Below are 26,245 nucleotides of genomic sequence, written 5' to 3'. Positions count from 1 at the left end.
GTCTATTACCCTACGGATTTCCGAACCTTGTCATAAACTGCTTTCATTTTCAAACCAAGTTCCCGCGCAGCTTCGCCGACTTCATCCGCCGACTGATTAAATTGTGATGTAGACAGGAACCTATCCCACTCCGAAACAAGTGAATCCCACTCGTCTTCCGCCTCCATTGTTCCAAGGTTCAACTGAAGTTTAATTTCATCTCTCTTTTGTTGTAGCTCGGCCATCATGGCCTTCAGATCTGGCATTTCTTTCACCCTTTGTATCACGTAATTGCCGAGAGACGGCTCTCGGGTTTACCTGCAACGCCAATTTTAAACGGTGCTGGATGGATGTTTAAACATCTTACTAAAAAGAATTAGGTCAACGCTTCTTTGGCCAGTGACATTGACGCATCTAGCTTGGCCTTTCGTTTTTTGTAGTCTGCCTGAATTTCAGCTTTACGCTTTTCAAACTTGTTCCTTGTATTTTCTTTGGCCACCGCAATTTGCTCGTCAATCGCCTCGAGCCTTGCAGCTGTTTGGCTGTTCAGTTCGGTGATACGTTGCGAGATTTTTTCTTTGGCTATACTTGCCTTTGCCTTGGTTACGTCGATTTTGTCGTGGATTGCTTGTTTGGTTTCTTCGTTAGATTGCTTCCACTCGTCTTTTAGCTCTGCAATTTCCCGATTAAGTTCCGCCATTTCAGCAGCGTATTGTTCATCGATTGCATCGGCGCGTGGCTTGCGGAAAACCACTCCTCCAGCCTCGCTCATTTTGACATCCAATGGCGATGTCCAAACTTCGTCAACTGAGGCCACCAAGCAAGATTTACCAGGAATAAGTTCGATGCTGATTTCGTCAAGCATCGTAGAATCTATTCCCGCAACCCAAAGATCTCTGTAGACACCAAACAATCCACCTGTCATCGATCCGACAGCTATTCCTGAGGCGGCCACTGATGCTGCAGCCGCAGATCCGGCGACTGCAGCTCCGGATGCGACTGCCACCGGGCCGGCCAAAACACCAACCATTCCGCCGAGAACGAGGCCCAGTGCCGTTCCCAACGGCCCTTCATCTTCCACCTTCTTAACTTCAACTTTGCCTTCGAGATCTTTCCCGATGACTGCAGCGGCATACACCGCGAGATCTCCTTGGGAATGTAGCGCGCGCAGTGCGGTTTCACCCTTGAATGCAGCAGCATCATCCTCGAAAACGACGGCAATAAATTTTTCCATGTTGGTACTCCTGATGGTTGATTTTAGGCGGGAATTTCTTAGTGGACAGGAACTTTTCTAAACACTAAATGCTCATTGAAACTGCATGTTAAGTGCCGCGTAAATTTGCCATTTGGGCAGGCCGATTCCTTTGTCGAAAACCGAGTACTGCGGTTCGACAAAAAAGTTGTAAACGGTATTGCCGCGTTTGGTGACCTTGCCTAGGCGAATGCCCAATGGGACAGAATAGCTGTCATTAACAAAATTGTAGGTCCAGATCGGGGCGCCGCCCGTGTAGTACCCACTGCCCAGTTGGTAAAAAACAAAGGGTTGAAAGGCACCCAAATTGGCACGTGGGCGCCCATTTGTATCCCCAACGCCTCCACGCCATGTCAGAAGATATCCATACTGAAAGACGGGCGAAGTTGCATTGAAATAAACGTTGGCTAACCCAAGCTGCCATTGATCGGCTCCCAAGCGGTCGTCGGAGGCTGTTGGCACGACCACTTGCGGACCAAGCGCAAAACTAATTCCGGGGTTACCCGTATTAAACTGATAGGCCGCAAAAACATCAAAATCTCCGACGCCACTCAAAGTTTGGCCATCTGTTCCCACCGGTAACGAGTTGAATGGCAACGAGGCTCGGATCAGCCAATTTGAGCTGCCTAAAGTGACCGGCTTTGCATAGCGCAGAACAAATTGATTTCCGGTCGCATTAGCTGGTCCTGTAAAGTCACCGATATAGTAGTTTTGGATATTGAACGCTGTGATATCAGCCAGAGGATTGTTGGCTTGCGCTGCATCAGATTGCGCATAGGCCGGAGTGCTGGCGACGCACAGAATGGAAAGTTGGGCTAAGCGCTTAAAGAAGGATTTCATGGGGCTGCCTTTGTCTCGGGCATCGCTTCTGGCAAAGGTACACCCACCGCTCCGGAAGGGGGCTTAGTGCCCAGAAGAGACGCAATCGTAGGCGCGACATCCACAGTTTCGACGCGTCGTGCGACGGTTTGTGGAACAATATTTGAACCTGTAAAAATCAGGGGAACGTGTGTGTCGTATGTCCAGGGAGAGCCATGAGCAGACGCAACGTGCAACCCGTCAAAATCAGCCACAAACCAATGCGGTTCGAACACCACATAGATATCTCCCGACCTATCTGGATTAAAGTTAGCCAAGACGGCATCGCTAATCTTGCTTTTTGCAAACGACCCGCGTCGCAAATCTGAACTCCCAACCGCATAGGCAATGCCGGGGAGCTTTTGAAGTTCCTCAGCAACAGCTCGCTCGACGACCAAAGGATCTAAAGAACGTTTGGAAATAAGATCTTGGTTCAAATAGACGTAGGGGTTGGAAAAGTTCTGAACCAGATCAGCGGATTCACCAAAATCCATTTGAAGACGCACAAATCCTGGTTCTGTATCGACGCGTTCAAAGCTGAACAAACCAGCTTCAATGCCTAGGGTCGCCAGAAACTCCGGGTGTTCCGGTGCGCCGTGATCTGCCGACAAAACGATCAATGTATTTTCCAGACCAACTACGGCATCCAAATGTGTGAAAAGGTCAGCGATTTGCCTGTCGAGATGCGCGAAATTGTCTTCGGCTTCTAAGCTTGAAGGGCCGAATATATGGCCGACATAATCTGTAGATGACAAGCTGACTGACAGATAATCAGTAACGTCATCTTGCCCTAGTTGTTCTGCGTCCAACAGGGCCTTGGCAAAATCTACAGCTATTTCATCCCCAGCCGGGCTGAGGGTTAAAAGCGTTGTGAAGTATTTCCCGTCTGCCGCCCCCCAGTTATGCGGAAATGTTCGGCCAAACCCAAGTATATCGGCTTCCCACGGTTGGTCGTCGCGGTCTGCAAAGGCATACTTCCCAACGTCTCCCAGAAGAGTCCAAGATCGATTGGCATATGATGCGACAAGGCCTTTTGAGTTCCAATCCTCAATCCAACCGGGATAGGCGTCGCGATAGAACGTGCTTGTAACAAACCGGCCTTCTGACTTTGAGAACCAGTAGGCGTCACCAGCGTGACCTGCCATTGCAATTGCACCGCGATCCTTGACCGACACACCAAACACTTTTGAAGTCGGCCCAAAGTGCAGGCCAATTTCATCGGAGATAGTTGAACTGATGATATTGCGGGGAGACCGACCGTCAGTTGTGGCTGCTCGTTGGGTCGGATCGATTTCGTTCTCCGCATCGACTCCGGTAGCCCCGACCAAAGGAAAGTCCGGATCCTGCACGTTATAGAAAGGCTTGCCAGTTTTTCGATCAAACCACAGGTTGGCTACCATACCATGGATAGCAGGGTCCGTGCCGGTCGCGAGCGTCGTGTGCCCGACAATTGTTTCAGTGTTGGCATGGCGGTGATGAGCATTTGTAAAATTGACGCCATGATCCAACAAATAGCGAAAGCCGCCCTCTCCTATGTGGATACTGAATCTGTCGATTAGGTCTCCACGCAACTGATCAACAGTTATTTGAAGAACCAGTCGAGGCTTGCCTTGAGCGCTTGAGACAGACGGAACGACCAAGCTGCCTCCAACAACCAACCATTTGATTAGCAGGGGAAAAGTTTTCGGCTCGATCACGTATTTCGTCCTTTTTATAACAGTAGAATTTGTGTTTACCCAACGTTTGCCGCAGTTTTGGGTCGTTTTTTCAGACCGCGACCGACACGTCGTTCCTTAGGCCATTGGCAAAGCGGATATATCCTGCGCCCTCACCGATCAGCGATACGCCTGCAACGATCCCCAACAGCATCACGCTCACCTCGGGGTACTTCGCTAACAGATATCCCGATGCCAGCACGGACACACAACCAACGGAAATGACCCAGCCAGAACCTTGATCCGGTCGCGCCATCACGCCCACTGCAATCCGCATCAAGCCATTCACAAAAATTGCAACAATCAAGACCAATGTAAGCGCCATGAGCCCTTCAAGAGGGCGAAATATCAGCAACAACCCGGCAATCAGATTGAAGCCCCCCAAGATGGAATAGATGAGCCTTGCATTCCAGCCATCTTTGGTTGTGAAAACCTGCACTAGCACCACGAAGCCACCTACTGCGAAAACAAATCCCACAGCAAATTCAATGGCCAATGATACCAAAAAAGGTGCAAAAAATGCGAATACACCCCCGATAGCCAACACAATCCCGAGTCCAAGAAACCAGCCCCAGTATTTTTGCAGATCGTTGTCTGAGTTTCCCATGCTCATTGTATCTTTCCCTTGGTCGATTGCATTTTCAAACACTGGCGACTGCTTTTGCGTTTAGGCGCCCTCAAGCAGGTCAAAGCCTGTCGAGTGCGACCTTCCGTTTAGTTTCGAGCGTAGTGAAAGCGCGGCAGGCTTTTCAGATTTTCCTTGGTCGCATTGGGCAAAACCAGATCGCCATCCGCGTTGATCTCGAAGGCGACCGCTGGCAGCGCGATCAACTTTTCACCGATGTTCAGGAAGCCGGCGACGTTGACGATCACAAAGGTCGTATCACCATCCGGCAAGACGAGCGCATCATGGACATATCCCACAAAGTCGCCACCAGCATTGTAAACATCACCGCGTAAAAGCTCGACTACGCTCCAACCGGAAGCGACTAAGGCGACATCAAGATTGTTGTACTCGACAACAACACCGCCAGCCACATGAGGTGTGGACTGTGCGAGCGCATACATTGGGTCTCCAATTGCCAAAGCACACAAGAGAGCCGTTGTTCTCAGAACTTTTTTCATATTACTGATCCCGTCTCGACAATGTGAAAATTGAATTCAGGTCGCCGGGTGATCAAGCAGCCCGCCCCCAAAACAAACTGGTCAGTTTCCGGACAAAGCGGCACGAAGCTCTTTTTCATCACTGACAGACAATGATGTCTCGATAACCTCGCCCTTCATGCCCTCCAATTCGCCCAACAACTTCGTAGGTCGGTTTGACCACCCGATAACGGCCAGAGCCGATGAGTCAGGGCCCATCTTTGAGCCGACGCGAGCTGCCAATGCGTCCTCTTCGTCTGCTTGATCCAGCATTCCTGCGAGTGTCCCAGAGCCAGCACCAACAGCCGAACCTGCAATAAACCCGGCAGCAGGGTTACCGACCATGGCACCGATCAACGTGCCGGTCAGTGCTCCAAGAGAAGTGCCTCCGACGAAACCCGTTGCTGTAAGAGTATCGGAATTCCGGGTCCGCACTACGCCGTTCTTATCGCGGGTCATTACCACGACCTCGTCGAGATCGACTTCCCAATCCAGGCTCATTTTTTGCAGACGCAAAAGTGCTTCGTCTGCTGTATGACGGCCCTCGAAGACAATAATGACCAAATCACTCATCGTATCTCTCCCTAGTTGAAAATTGTTTTTTGCAGCGCAATGACACACAAAAGAATGTACGTCCTGACGCGATACCCTGACGATGTTTCATTTTTGAACTCCATGCGCGGTTCTCTCTCAACACCGCGCATGAATTAAGTTTACCGAGCTCGAAACTACTTACTTCCGTTGTTTGCCGTCATCAGCTCCATGACCTGATCGATTGAAAAGCTGGCTGGCTTCTGACGCGGTGGGAACTCCTGGAATGTAGCCAGGAACTGGCCTACATACTTTTGTGCGGGCACCAGGAAATAGATCCGATCAATCATCCAGTCGTAGTAAGTATTGGATGTTAGATGCGCCTGTTCGAATGGATCACGCCGAAGGTTGGTGATCAAAGGGACGCGAAGTGGGGTCCAAGGTTCGATCCAGGCACGCAATGTCGAAACAGCTTTTTGCTCAAGGAAAATCAGTTTCCAATCGTCATAGCGCAAGGCTGTTAATTCTCCGGTATCCGCGAAATAGAAAATCTCATGTCGCGGGCCGTCTTTTGTTTCACCAGTAAGAACGGGCAAGAAGTTGTAGCCATCCAGATGCACTTTATATTCGCGACCAATGGCTTGAACGCCACCTGCTTTCAAATCTTCCTTGATGGTCTCATTGCCCGCTGCTGCCAACAACGTCGGCAACCAATCCATGTGGTGCATGATTTCGTTTGAGACAGAGTCAGGTTCTATTTTCCCAGGCCAACGCACGAGCGAGGGCACGCGCCATCCACCTTCCCAGTTGGTGTTCTTTTCACTGTAGAACGGGTTGGTGCCAGCATCTGGCCATGTATTCTTGTGGGGGCCATTATCAGTCGAATAATGAACAATGGTGTTGTCAGCAATGCCCAGTTCGTCAAGCACATCCAATAGCTGACCGACATGCATGTCATGTTCCACCATGCCATCGCCATACTCATCTTGCCCCGAGATCCCGAACAATTCGTCTTTCACATGTGTACGGAAGTGCATCCGTGTGCCGTTCCACCAAACGTAGAAAGGTTTGCCTTGTTCGTGCGCATTTTTGATAAAGTCGACGGCAGCTGCAACGGTTTCATCGTCGACTGTCTCCATCCGTTTTTTGGTCAACGGTCCCGTGTCTTCAACATGCCCATCAGCCGAAGACTTGATAACGCCACGAGGGCCAAATGCCTCACGGAAGGTCTGGCCGTCCGCCAAAACCGCGTCGCCGGGATAGTCGCGATTTTCTGGCTCTTCTTCCGCATTCAAATGGTACAGGTTTCCGAAAAACTCATCAAAACCGTGGTTTGTGGGAAGCATGCTGTCCTGATCACCAAGGTGATTTTTCCCAAACTGACCGGTCATGTATCCTAAAGGCTTCAGAAGGCCAGCAATCGTGGGATCTTCTTCCTTCATACCCAAGTCTGCGCCCGGGAGGCCTACCTTGGACAAGCCGGTTCTATAGACAGACTGTCCCATAATGTAAGAAGCCCGACCAGCTGTACAGGACTGCTCACCATAGTAGTCGGTGAACATCATGCCTTCATCAGCAACCCGGTCGATATTGGGCGTTTCGTAGCCCATTAATCCCCTAGTGTAAGCGGATATGTTGGATTGCCCAATATCGTCTCCCCAAATCACTAGAATGTTTGGTTTGTCTTGTGCAGAAACTGGTGTGCCAACCACGAGGACAGCGACCGACAATGCACCCAATATCGCTGACTTTGTTATGCCCAAATTATGTTTCATGTGCTCTCCTGAAAAATTCGAAACCAACGCATCAATCGACAGACTGGTGACATCGCGATCAAAGTTCATTCCCACGATGACCCCATTGGTTAGCCGTGTTTGCCCTACAATCTGTCGGCAAATACGAATCAAGGCTGCAAAAGCAACATTCATATTCACGAAAAACGTGTGTTAGCCTGTCAACGACGGGAAGCATTCATATATAAGAAGTTATATGAAGAGATTCGCTAAACACGCCGAAGCACATAATGAATCACTGTCCGAGCACAGTGTATGAGTGAAAAGGTCAACGAATTCACGATTAGAGCGGGCTCATTCCATGGTCCAATCTCCTTGCTTACTGACAACGCTCGGATGTTTCAAAAAACGCTGCATTCTTTCAACCTGCCAACGGAGCCAGAGGAGATTGTTGACGTTTCCAACTACCTAGAGGGCATGAAGGAAATAACTCGGTTCGCTGGCGATGATGATTTCTTTGCCCGAGCAGGCTATGTTCAGAAAGTGGAAGATTTGGGCGTATTTGGTCGCGCAATCGTTTCCGCTGATACCTTGTGGGACGCTTTGCAGATCGCCAAGTCTGCGCTGTTGTACTATCAGAGCGATTCAGAGTTAGTAATCAGAACCTACAAAAAGCGTTGCCATATCTGGTATTTCAATCCTTTTGAAGCTTTTGAAGGCGCCAAAGATGTTCAATACACAATAACTCTATTGGCCAACGTTGTCTGCCTTGCAAACAATCGCACCGATCCGGACATTGATGTTTCCTACCCTAATGGCTGTTCGACGCACGTTCTGTTCAACTCCGCTATCAGTCGCGTTAGGGCTTCCACCCAAGGGTACATTTCGTTCGACGAAGAAGCACTCAAGTCGCAGATGTCCAAAATGGATGCACTGAGAGCCGAAGTGTTTTCGCGCTATTTGGCCGATGAATCCATAAAGGCTTGCGAAAAACCACTGACGAAGGACATTGTCGCAGGCCTAGTTCGTGCTTCATTCGGAGTTGCGCCATGGTCTCTAGTCAACACCTGTGGAGCACTGCAATTACACGAGCGGACGCTTCAACTTCGTTTGAAGTCTGAAGGAACTTCTTTTCGTGAAATCGTTCAGACTGAGCGGCACCTTGCATCAAAGCGCCTCCTAGTGGCTGGAAAAGACATAGTTGAAACTGCCGAAATACTTGGCTTCGAGCATCGGCAGAGTTTTTCAGAGGCATTCTCAAGGTGGGAAGGCCTTTCTCCGTCGGCCTTCACAAGTAGGGTTTAGGTACTGTCAGACGAATTCGAACCAGTCTCAGCTAGGCCTGTATTGCTGCCTTTTATGCCGCACCGAGTTCGCGCCACTCGGCGAGAGCAGCGGTGCGTGTCAGCTTGAATGTGTCTCGGCTGGTGAGCGATCTTTTCTGGTTGAAGTGGTTGTAGACAGAGGAATGGACAGCGGCGAACTTCTGCAAACTTTGCATCCGCTTGAAACGCTGCATTGCGCGTTCTCGTTTCCGCCATCATCCGCCCGCGCAGCGGGCTCATCTTCGGTCGTGTCATGGAAGCCCCCTGTTCGATTCAGAAACCTAAATCGTCAGGGGGGATGCTCACTTCCCAAAATGAGCCCAAATCTGGTGGGTGGAAGAACGCTAGCATTAAGCGCCAGTACCGCGCGAGCGGTATCGTCCTTGGGCCGGTTTCAGTATTCAAGCAATTCCTTGCACGCAGATGCTGCACCGTATCTGCGGTACGACTTGGTCAACTGGGCATGCCCGCTCCAGACAGTCTGGATAGCCATCTTGGCCTCGCCTCTTCCGGTGCCCACAACTCAGACTGAAGTTGTTCTTCCATGCCCGTGGTCCAGTCGGGGTTTTCTTCAAGAAACGGTTTTAGGACCTGTCTGGCTTTGTCCTTTTCGCCGAGATCCATAAGCACTACTGCATGGAGTTTGGATTGCCCTTCATTCAAGGCCGGACATGTCATCAGGACGTCGCGGGCAGCGTCGACGTCCCCCGAAAGCCAGTAGGCCCAAGCTTTCTTGTGACTGAGATCATAGTTGTGCAATGGATTAATGCGCTCGGAATCCTCAATTATCTTCAGGGCCATACCGGTTTCGCCAAGGTAAAGGTGTTGGCCGATCAGGCCCGACAGAACCAGCGTTGAAGCGGGGTTTAGCCGTGCAGCTTTTTCAAAAACCTCCTTCGCAGCGATCATTTCCCCCTTGCCGGCAAGCGTTCGAGCAAGGGCGTACTGGGTCAGGTAGTTGTCGGGGGCCAACTTAAGCGCCGTCGCGACGAACTGCTCGGCTTTCGCCGCCACAGCGGCACGGCCTTCCAAAATCCAGCCCTCGTCGAGCCCAACCCGCAGGGCCAGAGCCTGACCGAAATGTCCCCAAGCAGCGTCGCTATAGCGCTCCAGGGCGATATCCTGCTCATAGAGGTTTACCAGCCATGCGTCCTTGGATTGAAAACGCATCATCCGACTTCGGGCGGCATTTTCGATCAGAACGGCGCTAACCTCTCCGAGGTCGATCCGGTTTTGGGCCAGATCAATAGCCTTTGCACCAACCAAGTTGGCGACGCGGCGACTTATCGCACGGGTCATAGAGAGCACTTCCCGAATGTGGAAATCAATGGTGCCAACCCAGACGCAGCTCTCGTCTTTTGCCTCAATGAGATTGATCGTCGCCGTTGCATTGTTGCCGTCGGAACGCAAAGAGCCCGTCACGACAAAGTTCGCCTGCAGTCTGGCGAAGACCGAGGTGAGAGGTGCGTTCGGCGACAACTGAAAACTGGACGCCCGCGAGATAACAGTCAGCTCTGGCTGAAGCGCTAGATCGGTTGTGATCGCTTCGGCAATCGCGGCACGCAACGTCTCGGAATTGATATCGGTGATCTGGAAGTCTTCGAACGGCAAGACCGCGATGGTCGTTTTCCGCTCGCCCTCAGTAGAAAGATCCACTGACATACGCGGCCGCGTCGGCCCGGGGCTGACGGGATCCGGCGCCAGCCGATAGCCCTTGCGTGGAATGGTCTCGACGATCCGCTTTTTACGGTCGCCAATCGCTTTTCGAATGTCCGATATACACTGCGCAATCGTGGCATCGGAAACCACATCGCATTGCCAAACGGATCGTACCAAAGACTCACGGCTCACCACTTCACCGCGATGACGTAGCAGATGACCAAGCACCCTGCGCGACAAGTATCTGAGGTTTATCTCTTGTCCCTGTTGATCGTAGAGGCGTTCCAAACGGGGATCGAACCGCATTGCGCCCACTTGAATTTCAAAAGATTTCAAAACATTTGGCTTGAGAAAACGCATCGCTCGCCCCCCTCATGTAGAGATTATCACACCTACAGCCATCAGGAAATTGATGGCGAACATTTCCGTACAGGGAGCCCGCAATGGTCCGAAAAAAGACGCAAGCGATCGCGCTATTTGCATGCCAGCTCATGTTTCCCCAGGCAGCAGTTTCTCAAGCAATTCATGAAATGGAAACTTCATCCTTGGGTGAAGTGGAATTTGAAACGTCATGCACACCAGTAAGTCAGGAAGGTTTCGACAAAGGTCTGCTGCTGCTGCACCACATGATGTATCAAATGGCCAGCGCCCAGTTTGAGGCGGTCGCCGAAGCCGATCCGAGTTGTGTAATGGCAAACTGGGGCATTGCAATGAGTAACTTTCATCCGCTTTGGCCCGGCATTCAATCGCCTCCCGAGCGTGAGAAAGGGCTTGCAGCAATAGAGCGGGCCGTTGGGCTTAAGGCAGGTACAGCTCTTGAGGGTGCATTCTTCGCTGCAGCGGCGGCCTTTTATGACCCAAACCTAACCACCTGGCCGGAAAGAAAGGCCGCCTGGGCTGAAGCCCAACGCCAGATTTACGCAGACTATCCTGACAACGATGATGCCGCGGCCTTCGCAGCTTTGGCCATGCTGGCGATTGCATCGCCAGGCGACAGATCCCTTGCACAACAGCGGGAGGCTGGCGCGCTTTTGGAGAGTTTGCACGAAAGAGCGCCTCAGCACCCTGGAGCTTTGCATTATGTGATCCATGCCTATGACCATCCGCCGCTGGCGGAGGCGGCCTTGCCGTTCGTGGAGGCTTACCTTGAGCTTGCGCCAGAAAACCCGCATGCCCTGCATATGCCGTCGCACATCATGACGCGGCTTGGTCGGTGGGAAGAGGCTGCGGACCTCAACCGCCGGTCTGCCGCTGCCGTACTGGCACAGCCTAGGATCGACGGGACCATATCGAACCACTATCCACACGCGCTTGATTATCTGACCTATGCCCTGTTGCAAATGGATCAGGTTGGAGAAGCAACAGAGACCGTCACAACTCTTCTTGTCACCATTGGCATGCAGGATGTGTTTGGTACGGCCTATGCTGTTGCCGCAGCCCCGGCCCGACTAGCTTTGGAACAGGAAGACTGGAGCACTGCGGCCGCCTTGCCCGATATTCCCTATGAAGGTCTTGAATGGGGGCGCTACCCGCATGCGCTGGCCATTGTCGCTTTTGCGCAGGGTGTCGGTGCCGCGCGGATAGAGGATGCCGAGGGTGTCGAGGCTGCACTGGCACGCCTAACCGACCTGACTGAAATCATGAAGGAACGTGGAATGCAGTACTGGGTCACTCTTGCAGACGCACAGAAGGGCGCCATTGAAGCATGGCGGGCCTATGAGGCTGGCGACGCGAATGCGCTCGCAATGATGGAGGTCGCTGCTGATGTTGAAGATTCCGTAGGAAAAGCCCCTGTCACGCCAAGCCATGTTCTGCCAGTTCGCGAGCAACTTGGTGACATGCAGCGCATGCTCAATGAAGCTGATGCTGCGAAAGCATCTTACCAAGCAGCGCTCGCTATTTCTCCCAATCGCCGCCGGTCAATCGAAGGGATGGCCGAGGTGTCAGGGAACTAAGTGGGATTCAGGGGCACCCGTTTTGGTGGGATTCCAGCAGGATGCCCTATTGCGACACACATCAAAGTGTATTCCGCCTACAGAATTGAGTAGGCTCAGGGAATGTCTGCAATGCGGGCTGCGACAGCAGCAATCAAGCACCGTTTTCAAGATCCGCGAAGGGCCGACCCATCGGCCCCCAATGATCAGCTTCTGCTTTTTGGCGTTCTTGATGCAACGTGCAGCATTGGTCGCTAAGGGCTCGATGCTGACCTCGGTGCCGGTGCAGCAAAGCCCCCTGCCCCGCAAATAACTGACACAGGGACGGCCCAATGCGGCCACTCGACAAGGATCTGAAATGCTGCGGTCGCATCCCGCATTCCCGCCATTCGCGGCATCTTCAAAACCAAGGTTGGCGCGAAATCACCCATGCGAAACTAAAGCGAAACTATGATTGGGTCAGGCTAGTTGTAAAAAGGTATATCTGCAATTTGCGAGCGGCGATCGACTAGGGCAAGTCGCCGCTCGCTTGCCATGTGCATCAGTTGTTCGCTGTAAGCGGGTCGATGATTTGGTGAACCTCGGTTATCTTCCCCACCGGAATCCCCGACAGCTCTGAATGCTGCTGAATCTCGGCTTCGCTTTCAGCTAGATAGATGCAAAATGTCTTGTCTCCGGCAACATAGGAATGTTGCCATTGAATTGACGGGCCGACGTCGGCAAGTGCTTTATTTGAAGCACGCGACGCGGCACAAAGCTCGGTCAACGAAAAATCTCCGATGCCAGGAATGTCCCGTTCGATTACAAATCTCTTCAACATTTCTCCACCTCCGTTTTGCCGTGTACAGAGATTGTGGCACTCAGACTTCAAGATTCCGAACCAAATTTTCTTTGCTGTACTAAAGAATAATTGGCGCGGGAGTGCAGAAATTTGTGCCATCGAAAGAAAATCTTTATCAAACTCCTATGGCGCCGCACCTCAAGTCTCTTCAAGCTATCGAATTAACCCTTCGAAACGGCTCGCTAAAAGCAGCCGCTAGCGAATTGGGGATCACCCCAGCTGCGGTTGGTCAGAGGATCCGGGCACTGGAAGATTACCTTGGAACAGACCTTTTAGTCCGTGGACGGTCGGGTTTACACCCTACACCCGAACTGTCAGGGGCACTGACGGATCTTCGTACTGCATTTTCGGCGCTTGAACGCGTATCCGCCACACTCGACTTTCAGCGAGTTAGCGAAATTCACATCGTTGCCGACCCAGATTGGTCCGAATTGTGGCTGGCACCTCGGTTGCCGAGATTTAGAGAAGACCATCCAAACATTCTCTTTTGCATCAACGGAGCGGGCGACGTTCCGATGCGGCTGGGGGCGCCAGATATCCGCGTTGAATACGGCGGACGTGAAAAAGGGGAGCCGCTTTTCTTGGATTATCTCGTCCCTGTATGCAGCCCAGACAACTTACACAGAATAGCCGGTTACGACACCGAGCACGAAATGGAAGGGATGCCGCTTCTTCATTTGGAAGAGCACAGAAGTAAAGAAGACAGGCCAGGATTTCGTGAATGGTTCCAGACTTTCGGAATGCGGCGTACTGGCGCTGACCGAGGACCGTATTACAAGCGAGCGGAGATGGCCCTTGAAGCGGTGAGAGAAGATGTGGGCTTTCTCCTTTGCGGCGCTTCTTTGATAGAGAACGATCTGGAAGAAGGGTCCTTGGTGCTTCCCTATCCTGTTGAAAAAGGGTTTTCAGCGCCAAACCCATTTCGGATTCACCTGCGAGAACAAACGTTGCAGCGTCCCCAATTGCGCCGTTTCGTAGATTGGCTCAAGCGCGAGGCCACCGAAACCCAAGAGCGGATTGATGGCTACAAGAACAAAAGTGAGGGTTTGCAGATCAACGGTTAACCCCGCTCGTATCCAAATGAACTCGACTCTTGCATCGGGCTCAGAAGCTGATCTGGAACGCAATGCCTAATCGATAATTCACCTTCAGGTCGGACGAAAGTCGGCCCACAACCGCCGTTGACCACCGGTCTCCTCCGCTGCGGTGCGGCCCGTCGAACCTGCCGTTCGCTGCGAGAGCAAGATTAAGGTCATGCTGAATTCACACAGTGCGGACAAAACGGTCATTCGCAAAACCGTGCCTTCTGTCGCCATAGGCCCATTCACGACCTTATGAACTCTGTCAAACGCTGTGGTGCAGTTTCACAAGAGCAGCCGTTCATGCATCGTGCAGCATCCATTGCCAGAGAACAGCGGACGCGTGGGCAAATTGGTCCGTTTCGGCGGCAGCATGTCCACGCCCCAATCCAGCGTGGTGTCAGAAACCGGAAATGATCCATTTTTTCGGATCAAGGCTGCGTGCAAAGATGCAATCTGCGCAAAAAACAACGCTGTTTTCAAAGGCGCTCCACGAGCACACCTTGTCCGCCTGGCGGACACTGAGCCGGACAGAAGTTCTCTCCGGTACCGTCTCTTTCTAGTTTGGTTGCGCAGCTGTGGAAGGAAATGAAATGCCAATTCAATCTTTGGGCTATCTTGGTGTGCGATCCGACCGGACGGATGACTGGAAGCAATTCGCAAGTAAAGTACTTGCCATGCAACTCGCTGATCACGGCGGGCGCCAACTTTCTTTCCGGATGGATGATTTGGTGCAGCGCCTGGTGATATCCGATGAACCCGGCGAAACGCTTGCCTTCATCGGCTGGGAACTTTCGCAGAAATCAGACCTGCAAGATTACGCCGCCCGGCTGGACAATGCGGGACATAAGGTTGGGCAGGGAAGCCGTGAATTGGCAGACCGCAGGTTTGTCGAAGACCTGATCGTATTTCACGATCCTGCGGGAAACCGGATCGAACTGGTGTGGAACCCACAAAAAGCCGAAGACCCCTTTACGCCGGGGCGGCCGATCGACGGCTTTAAAACCGGCCCGCTTGGAATGGGGCATGCGGTGTTGCACGTGCCCGATGCGACGGCTCTATTACCGTTCTATCGCGATGTGCTGGGATTTGCCGTCAGTGACTATGGTCTGAAACCAGTGCCGCTCTACTTTTTCCACGTCAACGGGCGGCATCACAGCTTTGCCATAGTTGGCTCGGGCAATTCGGGGTTTCACCACTTCATGGTCGAATATCACAACCTTGATGACGTTGGTCAGGGTTATGACCTAGCCTGCCAGGAAGAGGATGGCATTGCCTATACGCTGGGGCGCCATACCAATGACTACATGACCAGCTTCTACGCCAACAGCCCCTCGGGTTTCTTTGTCGAAAACGGATGGGGTGGGCGCGTGATCGACCCCGCGACCTGGGAGCCACATGAAACAAAGTGCGGCCCCAGTTTCTGGGGTCACGACCGTCTTTACTTGTCCGAGTCAGGGCGGGAACCTTTTGTCGACATGCGGCTCAAGGCCGCTGAGGACGGGTTGCGCGCGCCGCCCGTAGTCGATTGCCCATGGCTATATGAAACCCGTGGGCGTGGCTGAGAGAGGGGAACCTGATGGCACAGATTACCAAACATTTTGATGTCGCCATTGTCGGCTATGGGCCAACTGGTGCGACGCTGGCCAATCTGCTCGCCGAATGCGGTGTGAGTGTGGCTGTCATCGAGCGCGAGGCGGCGATTTATCATCTCCCCCGGGCTGTGCACTTTGACGGTGAAACCATGCGGGTTTTTCAGGCCGCAGGCGTAGCCGAGCAGCTGAATGAAAAAGTGCGGGTCAATCCGGGTATGCGCTTTGTCGATCAACAAAGAAATCTGCTGATGGACTGGCCCCGTCCGCAAGGGATTGGACCGCAGGGGTGGCATTCAAGTTATCGCCTTCACCAACCTGACCTTGAGAAGCTGTTGCGTGACAAACTGACCAGCCGCGACACTGCGATGATTCTGACAGAAACTGAGGTTGTTAGCGTCGAGGATCAGGGCGAAGAGGTTACTTTGTACTGTCGCAAAGCTGGCGACGAGCACAGCACAATGGTTAAGGCCAATTTCGTTGTCGGCTGTGACGGTGCTCGATCTTTGCTGCGTGAAGCCATCGGTTCTGGCATGGACGATCTGGGGTTTGACGAACGTTGGTTGGTCGTGGACCTATTGCTTAAGAGGGACCGCCCCGATCTGGGTGATCACACGGTTCAGTTCAGCAACCCTGATCGTCCAATGACCTATTGCCGAAGCCCGGAAAACCGGCGGCGGTGGGAAATCACGGTTCTAGATGACGAAACCGACGACGAGGTTTTGCAAACCGCGCGCATATGGGATTTTCTTGCGCCCTGGATTGGCCCCGAGGATGCGGATCTGGAACGGAGCGCGGTCTACACGTTTCGATCTGCAATCGCGCAGAACTGGCGCAAAGGTCGATTGATGATCGCCGGAGATGCCGCACATCTGACACCGCCTTTTATGGGTCAAGGCATGTGCGCGGGGATCCGTGACGCCGCCAATCTGGCGTGGAAACTGGCGCTTTGCGTCAATGGCGAAACCGGAATTGACTTGCTGGACAGCTATCAAGCCGAGCGCGCGCCCCACGTGCGCACGTTCATCGAAACGGCGGTGCGCTTAGGTGGTTTGATCAATACGATGGATCGCGACACCGCGCTGGCACGAACAGAAGCTGATTGCGACGGAAAGGCTCGCATGGAGTTCACCTCGCCCCCACTTGGTCGCAGTGATTTGGCCAGCCTCGTGGTTGGCAACACGCCGCACACCGGGCACCTGTTCAGCCAGCCGACACTCAGTGACGGTCAGCGGCTTGATGATGCCATCGGGTATGCACCAGTGCTTGTGGTGCGTCACAAACTGCCCCGTGATGTCGTGCCAGCCATGCGCGTTCTTGATGGAGAAGCGCATCCTGCCTTTGCAGATGCGTTGGACGAAATTGGGGCAAATGCCGTTCTGCTGCGCCCTGACCGATACATCGCCGCTAGCGCCATGACTCAGACAGACATCAAAGCAATTGCAGCTATGAGCCTGCCAACCCCTTACAAAACCATCATAGAAAGAGAGCCCGTAAAATGAAACTTGCTTCCCTGAAAACTGGCGGGCGCGACGGCACGCTGGTCGTTGTGTCCCGTGATCTTTCCCGTTTGACTTTGGCCACATCCGTGGCACCCACACTGCGCGAAGCGATCGAAGACTGGCAGACCGCCGAGCCTGCCCTGCGCAACCTTGAAAAACAACTCGAGGACGGCGTCGTCGATTCCATGTCGTATGATCCGGCGGCACTGGCCTCACCGTTGCCGCGAGCGTTCCAGTGGGCGGACGGTAGCGCCTATCTCAGCCATATGCGGCTTGTACGCAAGGCGCGCGGCGTTGACATGCCTGCAAATTCGGAATCCGACCCGTTGCTCTATCAAGGTGGTGGCGACGGGTTTCTTGGACCGGTCGACCCAATCCCCTGCGTCGATACCGATTGGGGTCTGGATTTCGAGGGCGAAATTGCCGTGGTCACAGATGACGTGCCGATGGGATGCACGGCCAAGCAGGCCAGATCGCATATCAAACTGATCATGCTGTGCAACGATGTAAGCCTGCGCCATGTCATGCGCCCAGAACTGGTTAAAGGATTTGGCTTCTTCCAGTCGAAACCCGCAAGTTCCTTCTCGCCCGTGTGCGTAACCCCCGACGAGCTGGGAGAGGCCTGGACTGGTGGGCGCATCAACCTGTCACTAGTCACGACTTACAACGGTGACGAATTCGGATGCGTCGACGCGGGCGCGGATCTGAACTTTGAGTTTCCCGAGCTGATCGCCCACGCCGCGCGTACCCGCGACCTATCGGCCGGCACGATCATCGGGTCGGGCACTGTCAGCAATGAAAACCACCAAGAGGTGGGTTCATCCTGTCTGGCTGAAAAGCGTATGATTGAAACCATTCGCGATGGCGAGCCGACAACCCGGTTCATGCAACCCGGCGACACAATCCGGTTCGAGATGCTGGACCACGACGGCACCAGCGTGTTCGGCGCTATTGACCAGTCGGTTGTGGCCGGGTGAAACTGCATCATGGGCGGACAGAACGCCCCCCTGATCGTGATGGATAAATGGCGGCAAACTCTGAAACTGTCCGCGCGCTTGCGCGTGGATTGAATATCCTGCGATATCTCAACCGGGTCGGCGCAACCCGTCCGGGTGAAATCGCGTCAGAGCTGGGTTTGCCTCGCCCAACGGTTTATCGCTTGCTGCACACGCTGGAAGAAGAGGGCTATGTCCTCTGTTCCGCCAGCGATGCCCGGGTGCGTGTGTCGCCTTTGGCCGCGGCATTGGGAGACAATGTGTCGGTGCGCTCGCGCCTTTGTCAGGTGGCGGCACCAGTTATGGCGGAATTCACCGAAACCCACGCCTGGCCAGCCGATCTTTCCACCTATGAAGACGCCCATATGGTGATCCAGGAATCGACCCATGGCCGCAGCCCGTTGTCGGTGGACCCAGGGATGGTCGGCTTTTCCCTGCCCATTCTGCGCTCGTCAGCGGGGCGGGCCTATCTTTCGGTCTGTGGTTCGCGCGAGCTGGAGATGATTATCGAGTTATTGCGCGCCGAAAACCTTCCCGAAGACATGCCGTTCCTCAGAAAAAGATGGCTGGAGGAAAACCTGACGATCTATGCCGAACAGGGATACGCCACCCGTGGCCCACACACATTCAGGCCCAAAACATCCAGCCTGGCCGTGCCTATCCTAACTGATGATCGCGCGGTCGGCTGCTTGTCGATTATCTGGGTCACCAAGGCCATGAACATGGATCAGGCGATCAAGCGTTATGCCGACGCTTTGCAGTTTGCTGCGGCGAACATCGCCACCGAATATGAAACCCTTGAAATTTCGGGTCGGCCTTAACGGCGTCTGTGGGCATATGGCGCGCTTCAAAACGCTAAGTGTCCGCCACGCGGACAGCTGGACGCAAGAGCATATTTTTTTTGTGCTCTGAAGCGCTAGAATTTCGCCAAGAAATGGGAGGAAACACACATCATGAAACATACTTTGATCACAGGTCTTGCCGCCGGCGCGATGTCGATTGCATCCATGGCAGCGCAGGCCGCTGACACCACACTGACGATTTCGTCTTGGGCCCCGCCAACGCATGGCGTCAACGCCATGATCTGGCCTGAGCTAACCAAAATGATCGAAGAGGCCACCGACGGGCGGGTCAGTGCCGAAGTCAAATATGGTCTGGGCAGCCCTCCGGCGCAATTCGACCTGGTGCTTGACGGTGCGGCCGATATCACCTGGATCTTCCACGGCTATTCGCCTGGCCGCTTCGTGTCGACGAAAATGATCGAACTTCCGGGCTACGAGGGTAACGCCGAGGCCGCGTCGGTCGCAAGCTGGCGGGCGTATGACACATTCTTTGCCGATTTGAATGAGCACAAGGGCGTCAAGGTTCTGGCGATGATGACCCATGGCCCGGGCGTACTGCATTCGAACGTGCAGATCACCGCGCTTGAAGACATTTCTGGAATGAAGTTGCGACTAGGTGGCGGCGTGTCTGGCGATGTCGGGGCTGCACTGGGGGCAACGGGCATCCGTGTGCCCGCTCCAAAAGTCTATGAAACATTGGAATCGAATGCCGCAGACGGTGTGATGATGCCGATGGAGGCGAAGAAGAGCTTCAAACTGTTCGAAGTTGCCAAAAACTCTTACGAAGTTCCGGGCGGGTTCTATCGTGGATCTTTCGCCATCATCATGAACCAGGACACATTCGACAGGCTGTCTGATGCCGATCGCGCTGCACTGGATAAGGTATTTGGCGAAAACTTGTCACGCGCTGCGGGCAAAGCCTGGGACCAGATCGATGCGGCTGGCATCGAATCGCTGCACGCGAATTCCGACAATGCACTGACACAGGCCTCGGCTGACGATGCGGCCAAGTGGCAGGCACTTACAGGACCGCTGATTGAAAAGGTCCTCTCCGAGGTCAGTGCAAAGGGCGTCGATGCAGTTGCCGCGCATGCCTTTATCGTCGAGCAGATGTCCGCCGAGTGACCTGACCGCACGTTCAGCGTTTCAAAACACCAACAACAAGGCCCTTCATTGGGCCTTGTTTCATACAGTGGACCCACCATCATGACTGAACAAGATGACCAAACCTCAAATCCAGCGCAAAACTGGGACATGTCGCTGCGACAAACAAGTCCCTGGCGCTATATCGCCGTTGCCCCGACATGGTTTGCGGCCGGTATCTTGTTCCTGTTGATGTCGATGACATTTGCAGATGTCGTTTTGCGCAGCCTGTTTGGCAACCCGATTGAATCGGCAACCGAATTAACGCGACTGTTCATGGCCATCATCGTGTTTTCGTCTCTGCCTATCGTCAGTTGGAAAGGCGCGAACATCGTGGTTGATCTTATGGACCCGCTATTTTCCCGTCGCCTTGCGGCCCTGCGCGACTTTGTAATTGATCTTGCGTGCGGATTCTTTCTGTTGTGGCCCGCAAAGCGGGTCTGGGAACTTGCCGAACGTGCGCGCGAATACGGCGATGTCAGCGAATACCTCAACCTACCACAACACTATGTCGGTTGGTTCATCTCCGTTTTCACCCTTGTCACTGCAATCACCTTCATTGCCCGTGCCGTCGCGCGAGTAATTTCCCCAACAAAGGCAAACTTCTGATGCTGTTTTCCATCCTTGGCCTGGCTGCGGTCCTTTTCCTTGTGTTCCTGCGGATGCCGATTGCGATAGCAATGGGGTTTGTGGGGTTTGTCGGCTATGCTGAACTGCGCGGGTTTCGTGCCTCGATTTCTATGGTCGGTCGGTTGATCATAGACACCGCACAGGACTACGGGCTGTCGGTTGTCCCACTGTTCATCCTGATGGGGCTTTTCGTGAATAAGGGCGGACTGTCGCGCGAATTGTATCAGGTATCTTACGCCTTTATGGGTCACTTTCGAGGTGGGCTGGCAATGGCGACAATCGTTGCTTGTGCCGGATTTTCGGCCATCTGCGGCTCGTCCCTGGCGACTGCTGCCACGATGTCAAAAGTCGCGATGCCTCAAATGCGCAAATACAATTATGCTGACAGCCTGTCGACGGCATCCATCGCCGCCGGGGGCACGTTGGGGATTCTTATACCGCCCTCTGTCATTCTTGTTATCTATGGTTTGCTGACCGAAACCAGCATCGGAAAATTGTTCATCGCCGGTATCATCCCGGGATTGCTCGGGGTCGTTCTTTACCTTGCGGCAGTGCGCTACACGATCCTGCGCAACCCAGAGTCCGGCCCCGCCGGGGATCGCGCGAGCTGGGTTGATCGTGCCAAGGCTTTGAAAGGCGTGTGGGCGGTACTTCTGTTGTTCTTCATTGTAATCGGCGGGTTGTACGGAGTTTTGGACTTCTGGCCACTGAATTTGACATTTTCCCCGACCGAGGCGGCAGGTATGGGCGCGGCAGGAGCCTTTCTGATCGCTTTTTCGCGGCGCAGACTCAGCTTTGCTGCAACGATGCAGGTCTTGATCGAAACCGCCCAGACGACCGCCGCTCTGTTTACTGTTCTGATCGGCGCCTGGGTGTTTTCAAACTTTGTGAACCTTGCCGGCCTGCCGGAAGCGCTGCGCGCCACGGTTTCCTCTGCGGGTCTGGGGCCAATGACGGTAATGCTGATGATCCTTGGCGTCTATGTCATCCTCGGATGTGTTTTCGAAAGCCTTTCGATGCTATTGCTGACTGTGCCGATCTTTTTTCCACTGGTCACGAGCCTAGGCTTTGATCCGGTCTGGTTCGGCATCATTGTTGTCGTCGTCACCGAAATCAGCCTGATTACACCACCGGTCGGATTGAATGTCTTTGTCCTCAAAGGCGTTGTTGGGAACGTGTCGACAGCAACGATCTTCAAAGGCGTCACGCCATTCTGGGTCGTCGACATCATCCGCTTGGCCGTGTTGGTACTTGTACCAACACTGGTGCTGTTCCTGCCAAACTCTATGCACTAGCGAGTGGTGCCTCCCAAAAGGACGCTAACCAACTCTCTGATATGGCGTGTTAAAACGTACGGCTCGCGGCGTTCGGCGCTCAACGAACCTAGTTAGAGATTGGTTAGCCTTCCAACATCTGTTTTGCGAAATTCAATTGAGGTTACAGCACGGGCTATTCCTCAGCTCCGACAAAGGTCCTGCATTTCTCGCCTTCACTGCAATGCATTCGGCAGCGATCTCTGCTGAAAGAGAGAAGTACGAGAACCTTGGTGCGTTCCGCGCGACTGACATTTTCAGTGCCGGATTGCCGGAATTGCAGCCAAAGATTGCATAGTCGCCCAGTCAAACACCGGTGGCGGGACAATTTCTGAGGGCGTAACGAACGGCAGCTTTTCTTTCTGCAGTGTGGCTGATGGTCTCGGTAAGCGGGAGTTGCAGCACCTGCGAGCGTCGGCGTTGACTATGTCTACTCCGGGCTCTCAGCCGCCATGCGGCGGTGCAGAGAAATTCCTGGCTTGCAGCAAATGTGTATGTCGGCTTTCAACGTTGCACCATGATCGGCTCGCTCATGCAGAGAAAGTCCGGAATCCGCCCTACTTACAAAGTCACCTCGGTTTTCCCATAACTTGAAAGTCAGAAAAAAGTACTATATTTTCTGACAAGGAGAAAGCTATGATTACTTCATCGATCAGACAACGCATCATCGGAAAAGGCCGGGGGGCAATCTTTGCGCCACTGGACTTTCTGGATATCGGCTCCCGCGCAAGCGTGGATCAGGCATTGTCGCGTTTGGCGGATCAAGGGGTGATCCGGCGGTTGACGCGTGGGCTTTACGACTATCCAAGAAAGAGCGCCCGTTTAGGGCTGTTGTCTCCGTCTGCCGATGACATTGCCAAAGCGATTGCGCGTAAGGATAATCAGGTTCTACAGCCCTCCCCTGCCATGGCAGCCAACCAGTTGGGGCTGTCAACCCAGGTGCCGTCCAAGCCTATTTATATGACCGACGGCCCGACCCGCACCAAGACAGTTGGTCGCCAAGTCATCCAGTTCCGGAATGCATCATCCAAAACGCTAGTTGGTGCGGGCCAGAAAACCGGCACCGTATTTCAGGCGTTGCGCTATGTCGGCAAGAACCGGGTGGATAGCCGGGTTGTCGACACGCTGGCGCGCAATCTGGATAGCAAGGACCGGGCATTGCTCGCAAAACAAAGCAGGTATGTGCCGGCCTGGATGCACCCTGTAGTGCAGCAAATTGTGGCGCGGAACTGATCGTGGACCAGTTTGCCAACGATACTCCAGAGAACCGTGAGGAAGCGTTTCAGGAAACGGCTGCCCAGCTTGGCCTGTCCAAAGCAATCATCGAGAAGGATTTCTGGGTCTGCTGGTCACTAAAACATCTATTCGCCCTGCCCTCTTTTGGCGCTCACTTGATCTTCAAAGGTGGGACATCGCTGTCCAAAGCCTACGACATCATCCATCGGTTCTCGGAAGACGTGGATCTGTCCCTCGACCGGGCGCAACTTGGGTTCGAGGGCGAACGTGACCCCGAGCACCCTGCCCTTTCCGGCAAAAAACAAAAGCAACTGTTGCAGGAGCTTCAGGATACGGCCACCAAAGTAGTCGCTGGTCCGCTTCTGAAAGAAACCAAAATCAAGTTTGGCGCCGCGCTGGACCAGGACTTTTCCCTGTCGGTCGATCCTGATGATCAACAAACCCTGCTCTTCGCTTACCCATCCAAGACAAATGCGACCAGTGGTTACATCCAACCGGTGGTGCGGTTCGAATTTGGCGCCCGTGGAGTTCACCTTCCAGCAGAGTCTCGCAGGATTTCGCCATATGTGAATCAGGCCTTTCCAGACCTGCTGAGCTCGGGCGACGTTGATGTGAAGGTCTTGGGCGTTGAGCGCACATTTTGGGAAAAAGCAACGATCCTGCATATGCTCTATCATCAGGACGTCACCAAACCTCTGGCTGACCGCATGTCGCGCCATTATTATGATATGGCCCAGTTGATCACACACGAGACCCATCCTCGCGCTATCGAACAGATCGACTTGCTAGATCAGGTTGCACACCATAAATCCGTCTTCTTCAAAGCGGCCTGGGCCAACTACGAGCATGCCAAGCCCGGATCTTTAAGATTGCTACCAAATCCTGAGCTGAAAGCTGCGCTGCGCCGGGACTATGCCGGAATGCAGGAGATGATAATCGGGGACCCCCCCTTGTTCGATGACATTCTGAATACCATTGGAGTGTTCGAGACGGACCTCAACGGCTAAAATCAGCGTATTGATTGTTGTCAAGGCGCAGAATTCGAGCTTTGTATTCAAGATGGCTAGTCAAGTAAGCAAACCTTTTGAATTCGCCCAAACTCAAGCTGGATCGCTCCGAGCAACGGTTTCAAATGGTGTGACTGAATGTACTGCGCAATGAACTTGCTAGGCGCACACAATGTGATCGTCTGATCACGCGTTTCAACAAGTTGGAGATCGCGATACCAGCTCTTGAACAACAACGTTTCAGACTCTGATAAGCGTTGGAGCGCCCTGCTCCACGGATCCTGGCTAACGTTCGAAAAGCAAGCCATCAGCACATGGGTGCATGATTTCAATCGAACGTATTTTGGCAATAGTCATAGGCATCAGCTTTGATCGGAACCGCGGAACACGTAACGTGATTTCTGTAAAGCGTCTTTACGTATACCCAGCATCTGCTTCCAACCGCCAATCTGGAACGTCATTGACCAGCATAAGCGCTGCCCGGCGAAGCGTAGCGCGCATCTTTTCCACAACCGGACCGGTCAATTCGCAATCCGCCAATGCGGCATCGAAAGTATCCAGCCAAAGCTCTGCGTCGGCCTTCCGGATGGGAATATGCGCATGGATTTCGCGCAGATCCATGTGGCCGAAACGTTCACGATAATAGGCACGTCCGCCGAGAAACCCGCTGAGAAATTCAAATTGAGCTTGTCTGGTGTGGTTTAGCCCATGTCCCCGAAAATGCAGCCTGTGCAACGAATGCGCTGCCGGATCCGTTTCCATCCGGTCATAGAAACGCTCAACCAGAGCGCGCAGTTGGGTCTCACCACCAAGTTGCTCTATCGCAGATTCCATGTGCTGCCTTTCTGTATCTCTGGCACTTGAAATATTGCATAACAGGAAAATAAGTTTATCAACAGTGACATTCTGACATACTCATGCTCAGAAGCGGAACTAGGTGAAACCAGTAAGGGAGATGACGGATTGAACGCTCTGGTGCTTGGCCTTTTGGCGGCACTTTGCTGGGGGGTACACGATCTGGCAGTGCGCTATGTCAGCCAGTCTGTCAGCGTGATTGCTTCGCTCATGGCTGTGCTGGTTTCGGGCGCAGTGCTGCAACTTGGTTTGGTTGTGATGATGGGTGAAGTCGACCCAATTCCTGGCACGGCATTGATCAGCGCTGTTGCTGCAGGGGGGTGTTATCTGCTGGCGGGCGTCTGCATGTACGCCGCTTTTCAACGCGGCCCGGTCCGGCTGGTTGCTCCGATTGTTGCAAGCTATCCGGTGTTGTCCGTCTCACTGGCCATCTGGCGCGGCGCAACGGTCAGCCCGCTGCACTGGCTTGCCGTCATCGCGATTGGTGTTGGCGTTTCTGTTGTGGCTGCCCAATCTGAACGCGACGCAACCGAATACCCAGCAGCTGGCCCGACGGTGGTGCTATCGATACTTGCAGCAATCGGGTTCGCCGCCACCTTTGCGCTAGGACAATATGCAACCGAACATAATGACGAATACTCAATCTCCCTGGTTATTCGGCTGACGGCAGTACTTGCCCTAGGCATGATCGCCCTGGCATCCCGCAGATCAATCTGGCCCGGGCGGCGGGCTCTGCCTCTTCTCTGTGTCATGGGTGTTCTGGATGCTGTTGCCATCCTTTGCGTGATCGCGGCGGGCGCGTTGCCGAATGCGCAATTTGCCTCGGTGACAGCGTCCGTCTTTGGGCTGCTGACGGTTGTGTTGGCATGGGCTGTTTTGCGTGAAAAGATGATGCCACGCCAATGGCTTGGATGTTTGGTTGCGTTTGCGGGTATAGGCTATCTGGCGCTCTGAGGCGACCATTCCGAAAGCTCTTTAAAACTAGGTAGTTCCCGTTTCGCTGGGGCGCATTTTTTGCGCCCCAACGGTATGCTCAGGCTGTGAGGCCTTCTGGTTCTGGCAGTTTGTTTGCGCGGCAGCA

The 26,245-nt window shown here is 53.6% G+C and carries 25 protein-coding genes and 1 pseudogene; 13 read left to right on the top strand and 13 right to left on the bottom strand.

Annotation, left to right across the window (positions count from 1 at the left end; translation table 11 throughout):
* Positions 1 to 5: 5 nt before the first annotated feature.
* The 8 genes from AC2FJE_RS22790 to AC2FJE_RS22755 all read right to left on the bottom strand — a co-directional run bounded on the left by AC2FJE_RS22790 (position 6) and on the right by AC2FJE_RS22755 (position 7,253).
* Positions 6 to 245 (bottom strand): hypothetical protein, encoded by a 240-nt coding sequence (locus tag AC2FJE_RS22790; RefSeq protein WP_271946087.1) that lies wholly within the window; start codon positions 243 to 245, stop codon positions 6 to 8.
* 110 nt (positions 246 to 355) lie between these two features.
* Positions 356 to 1,213: a hypothetical protein gene (locus AC2FJE_RS22785; protein WP_282119857.1), complete on the bottom strand. Its 858-nt coding sequence runs from the start codon at positions 1,211 to 1,213 to the stop codon at positions 356 to 358.
* A gap of 72 nt (positions 1,214 to 1,285) precedes the next feature.
* Positions 1,286 to 2,071: a transporter family protein gene (locus tag AC2FJE_RS22780; RefSeq protein WP_282119858.1), complete on the bottom strand. Its 786-nt coding sequence runs from the start codon at positions 2,069 to 2,071 to the stop codon at positions 1,286 to 1,288.
* The gene (locus AC2FJE_RS22775) at positions 2,068 to 3,786 is read right to left on the bottom strand and encodes an alkaline phosphatase family protein (RefSeq protein ID WP_282119859.1); all 1,719 of its coding nucleotides are present in this window, start codon (positions 3,784 to 3,786) and stop codon (positions 2,068 to 2,070) included. Before AC2FJE_RS22775 ends, AC2FJE_RS22780 begins: the two co-directional genes overlap by 4 nt.
* A gap of 70 nt (positions 3,787 to 3,856) precedes the next feature.
* Positions 3,857 to 4,453 (bottom strand): HdeD family acid-resistance protein, encoded by a 597-nt coding sequence (locus tag AC2FJE_RS22770; protein ID WP_282119860.1) that lies wholly within the window; start codon positions 4,451 to 4,453, stop codon positions 3,857 to 3,859.
* A gap of 65 nt (positions 4,454 to 4,518) precedes the next feature.
* The gene (locus AC2FJE_RS22765; RefSeq protein WP_271946077.1) at positions 4,519 to 4,872 is read right to left on the bottom strand and encodes a PRC-barrel domain-containing protein; all 354 of its coding nucleotides are present in this window, start codon (positions 4,870 to 4,872) and stop codon (positions 4,519 to 4,521) included.
* 138 nt (positions 4,873 to 5,010) lie between these two features.
* The gene (locus AC2FJE_RS22760) at positions 5,011 to 5,520 is read right to left on the bottom strand and encodes a DUF1269 domain-containing protein (RefSeq protein ID WP_271946075.1); all 510 of its coding nucleotides are present in this window, start codon (positions 5,518 to 5,520) and stop codon (positions 5,011 to 5,013) included.
* A gap of 155 nt (positions 5,521 to 5,675) precedes the next feature.
* Positions 5,676 to 7,253, bottom strand: a complete 1,578-nt coding sequence (locus AC2FJE_RS22755) for an arylsulfatase (protein ID WP_432653450.1) — start codon at positions 7,251 to 7,253, stop codon at positions 5,676 to 5,678.
* Positions 7,254 to 7,526: 273 nt separating this feature from the next.
* Here AC2FJE_RS22755 and AC2FJE_RS22750 point away from each other — a divergent pair, with 273 nt between their 5' ends.
* Positions 7,527 to 8,516: an AraC family transcriptional regulator gene (locus AC2FJE_RS22750; protein WP_282119862.1), complete on the top strand. Its 990-nt coding sequence runs from the start codon at positions 7,527 to 7,529 to the stop codon at positions 8,514 to 8,516.
* Positions 8,517 to 8,568: 52 nt separating this feature from the next.
* On the opposite strand, the pseudogene AC2FJE_RS22745 reads toward AC2FJE_RS22750, so the two are convergent.
* Both AC2FJE_RS22745 and AC2FJE_RS22740 read right to left on the bottom strand, forming a co-directional pair.
* Positions 8,569 to 8,751: pseudogene (locus tag AC2FJE_RS22745) on the bottom strand (IS6 family transposase); the annotation flags it as partial.
* Positions 8,752 to 8,989: 238 nt separating this feature from the next.
* Entirely contained in the window at positions 8,990 to 10,555 is a 1,566-nt protein-coding gene (locus AC2FJE_RS22740; RefSeq protein ID WP_496761506.1) for a winged helix-turn-helix domain-containing protein, read from the bottom strand.
* A 170-nt stretch (positions 10,556 to 10,725) separates the two neighbouring features.
* On the opposite strand from AC2FJE_RS22740, the gene AC2FJE_RS22735 reads away from it, so the two are divergent.
* A complete protein-coding gene (locus tag AC2FJE_RS22735; RefSeq protein WP_282169255.1) occupies positions 10,726 to 12,150 on the top strand; it encodes a hypothetical protein in 1,425 nt (474 codons plus the stop codon).
* A 520-nt stretch (positions 12,151 to 12,670) separates the two neighbouring features.
* Here AC2FJE_RS22735 and AC2FJE_RS22730 read toward each other — a convergent pair.
* Complete coding sequence (locus tag AC2FJE_RS22730; RefSeq protein WP_170727540.1) at positions 12,671 to 12,949, bottom strand: DUF4242 domain-containing protein; 279 nt, start codon at positions 12,947 to 12,949, stop codon at positions 12,671 to 12,673.
* Between the two features lie 101 nt (positions 12,950 to 13,050).
* On the opposite strand from AC2FJE_RS22730, the gene AC2FJE_RS22725 reads away from it, so the two are divergent.
* The 10 genes from AC2FJE_RS22725 (at position 13,051) to AC2FJE_RS22680 (ending at position 24,309) form a co-directional block, all read left to right on the top strand.
* Positions 13,051 to 14,034 (top strand): LysR substrate-binding domain-containing protein, encoded by a 984-nt coding sequence (locus AC2FJE_RS22725; RefSeq protein WP_496758558.1) that lies wholly within the window; start codon positions 13,051 to 13,053, stop codon positions 14,032 to 14,034.
* Positions 14,035 to 14,642: 608 nt separating this feature from the next.
* A complete protein-coding gene (locus AC2FJE_RS22720) occupies positions 14,643 to 15,614 on the top strand; it encodes a VOC family protein (RefSeq protein ID WP_481668174.1) in 972 nt (323 codons plus the stop codon).
* A 14-nt stretch (positions 15,615 to 15,628) separates the two neighbouring features.
* On the top strand, positions 15,629 to 17,143 hold the full coding sequence (gene mhpA, locus AC2FJE_RS22715; RefSeq protein ID WP_299353562.1) for a bifunctional 3-(3-hydroxy-phenyl)propionate/3-hydroxycinnamic acid hydroxylase MhpA: 1,515 nt from the start codon (positions 15,629 to 15,631) through the stop codon (positions 17,141 to 17,143).
* Positions 17,140 to 18,120 carry a fumarylacetoacetate hydrolase family protein gene (locus AC2FJE_RS22710; RefSeq protein WP_299353559.1) on the top strand — a complete coding sequence of 327 codons (981 nt, stop codon included), beginning with the start codon at positions 17,140 to 17,142 and terminating at the stop codon, positions 18,118 to 18,120. Before mhpA ends, AC2FJE_RS22710 begins: the two co-directional genes overlap by 4 nt.
* A 47-nt stretch (positions 18,121 to 18,167) precedes the next feature.
* A complete protein-coding gene (locus AC2FJE_RS22705) occupies positions 18,168 to 18,959 on the top strand; it encodes a DNA-binding transcriptional regulator (RefSeq protein ID WP_299985868.1) in 792 nt (263 codons plus the stop codon).
* 132 nt (positions 18,960 to 19,091) lie between these two features.
* The gene (locus tag AC2FJE_RS22700) at positions 19,092 to 20,105 is read left to right on the top strand and encodes a TRAP transporter substrate-binding protein (RefSeq protein WP_299353554.1); all 1,014 of its coding nucleotides are present in this window, start codon (positions 19,092 to 19,094) and stop codon (positions 20,103 to 20,105) included.
* Positions 20,106 to 20,186: 81 nt separating this feature from the next.
* Complete coding sequence (locus AC2FJE_RS22695; protein ID WP_299985866.1) at positions 20,187 to 20,732, top strand: TRAP transporter small permease; 546 nt, start codon at positions 20,187 to 20,189, stop codon at positions 20,730 to 20,732.
* Positions 20,732 to 22,048 carry a TRAP transporter large permease gene (locus AC2FJE_RS22690; protein WP_496761505.1) on the top strand — a complete coding sequence of 439 codons (1,317 nt, stop codon included), beginning with the start codon at positions 20,732 to 20,734 and terminating at the stop codon, positions 22,046 to 22,048. The genes AC2FJE_RS22695 and AC2FJE_RS22690 overlap by 1 nt, the downstream gene beginning before the upstream one ends.
* A 654-nt stretch (positions 22,049 to 22,702) precedes the next feature.
* On the top strand, positions 22,703 to 23,299 hold the full coding sequence (locus AC2FJE_RS22685; protein WP_074739487.1) for a DUF6088 family protein: 597 nt from the start codon (positions 22,703 to 22,705) through the stop codon (positions 23,297 to 23,299).
* A gap of 2 nt (positions 23,300 to 23,301) precedes the next feature.
* A complete protein-coding gene (locus tag AC2FJE_RS22680) occupies positions 23,302 to 24,309 on the top strand; it encodes a nucleotidyl transferase AbiEii/AbiGii toxin family protein (RefSeq protein WP_496758537.1) in 1,008 nt (335 codons plus the stop codon).
* A 56-nt stretch (positions 24,310 to 24,365) separates the two neighbouring features.
* Here AC2FJE_RS22680 and AC2FJE_RS22675 read toward each other — a convergent pair whose 3' ends face one another.
* Both AC2FJE_RS22675 and AC2FJE_RS22670 read right to left on the bottom strand, forming a co-directional pair.
* Positions 24,366 to 24,617, bottom strand: a complete 252-nt coding sequence (locus tag AC2FJE_RS22675) for a DnaA N-terminal domain-containing protein (protein ID WP_496761509.1) — start codon at positions 24,615 to 24,617, stop codon at positions 24,366 to 24,368.
* Between the two features lie 106 nt (positions 24,618 to 24,723).
* The gene (locus AC2FJE_RS22670; RefSeq protein WP_108861024.1) at positions 24,724 to 25,143 is read right to left on the bottom strand and encodes a group II truncated hemoglobin; all 420 of its coding nucleotides are present in this window, start codon (positions 25,141 to 25,143) and stop codon (positions 24,724 to 24,726) included.
* A 129-nt stretch (positions 25,144 to 25,272) separates the two neighbouring features.
* On the opposite strand from AC2FJE_RS22670, the gene AC2FJE_RS22665 reads away from it, so the two are divergent.
* A complete protein-coding gene (locus tag AC2FJE_RS22665; RefSeq protein WP_496761504.1) occupies positions 25,273 to 26,118 on the top strand; it encodes a DMT family transporter in 846 nt (281 codons plus the stop codon).
* Positions 26,119 to 26,245: the final 127 nt, after the last annotated feature.

The sequence above is a fragment of the Ruegeria sp. CDSC002 genome (genome assembly GCF_059610905.1).
This window is presented reverse-complemented; position numbering and strand designations above follow the sequence as displayed.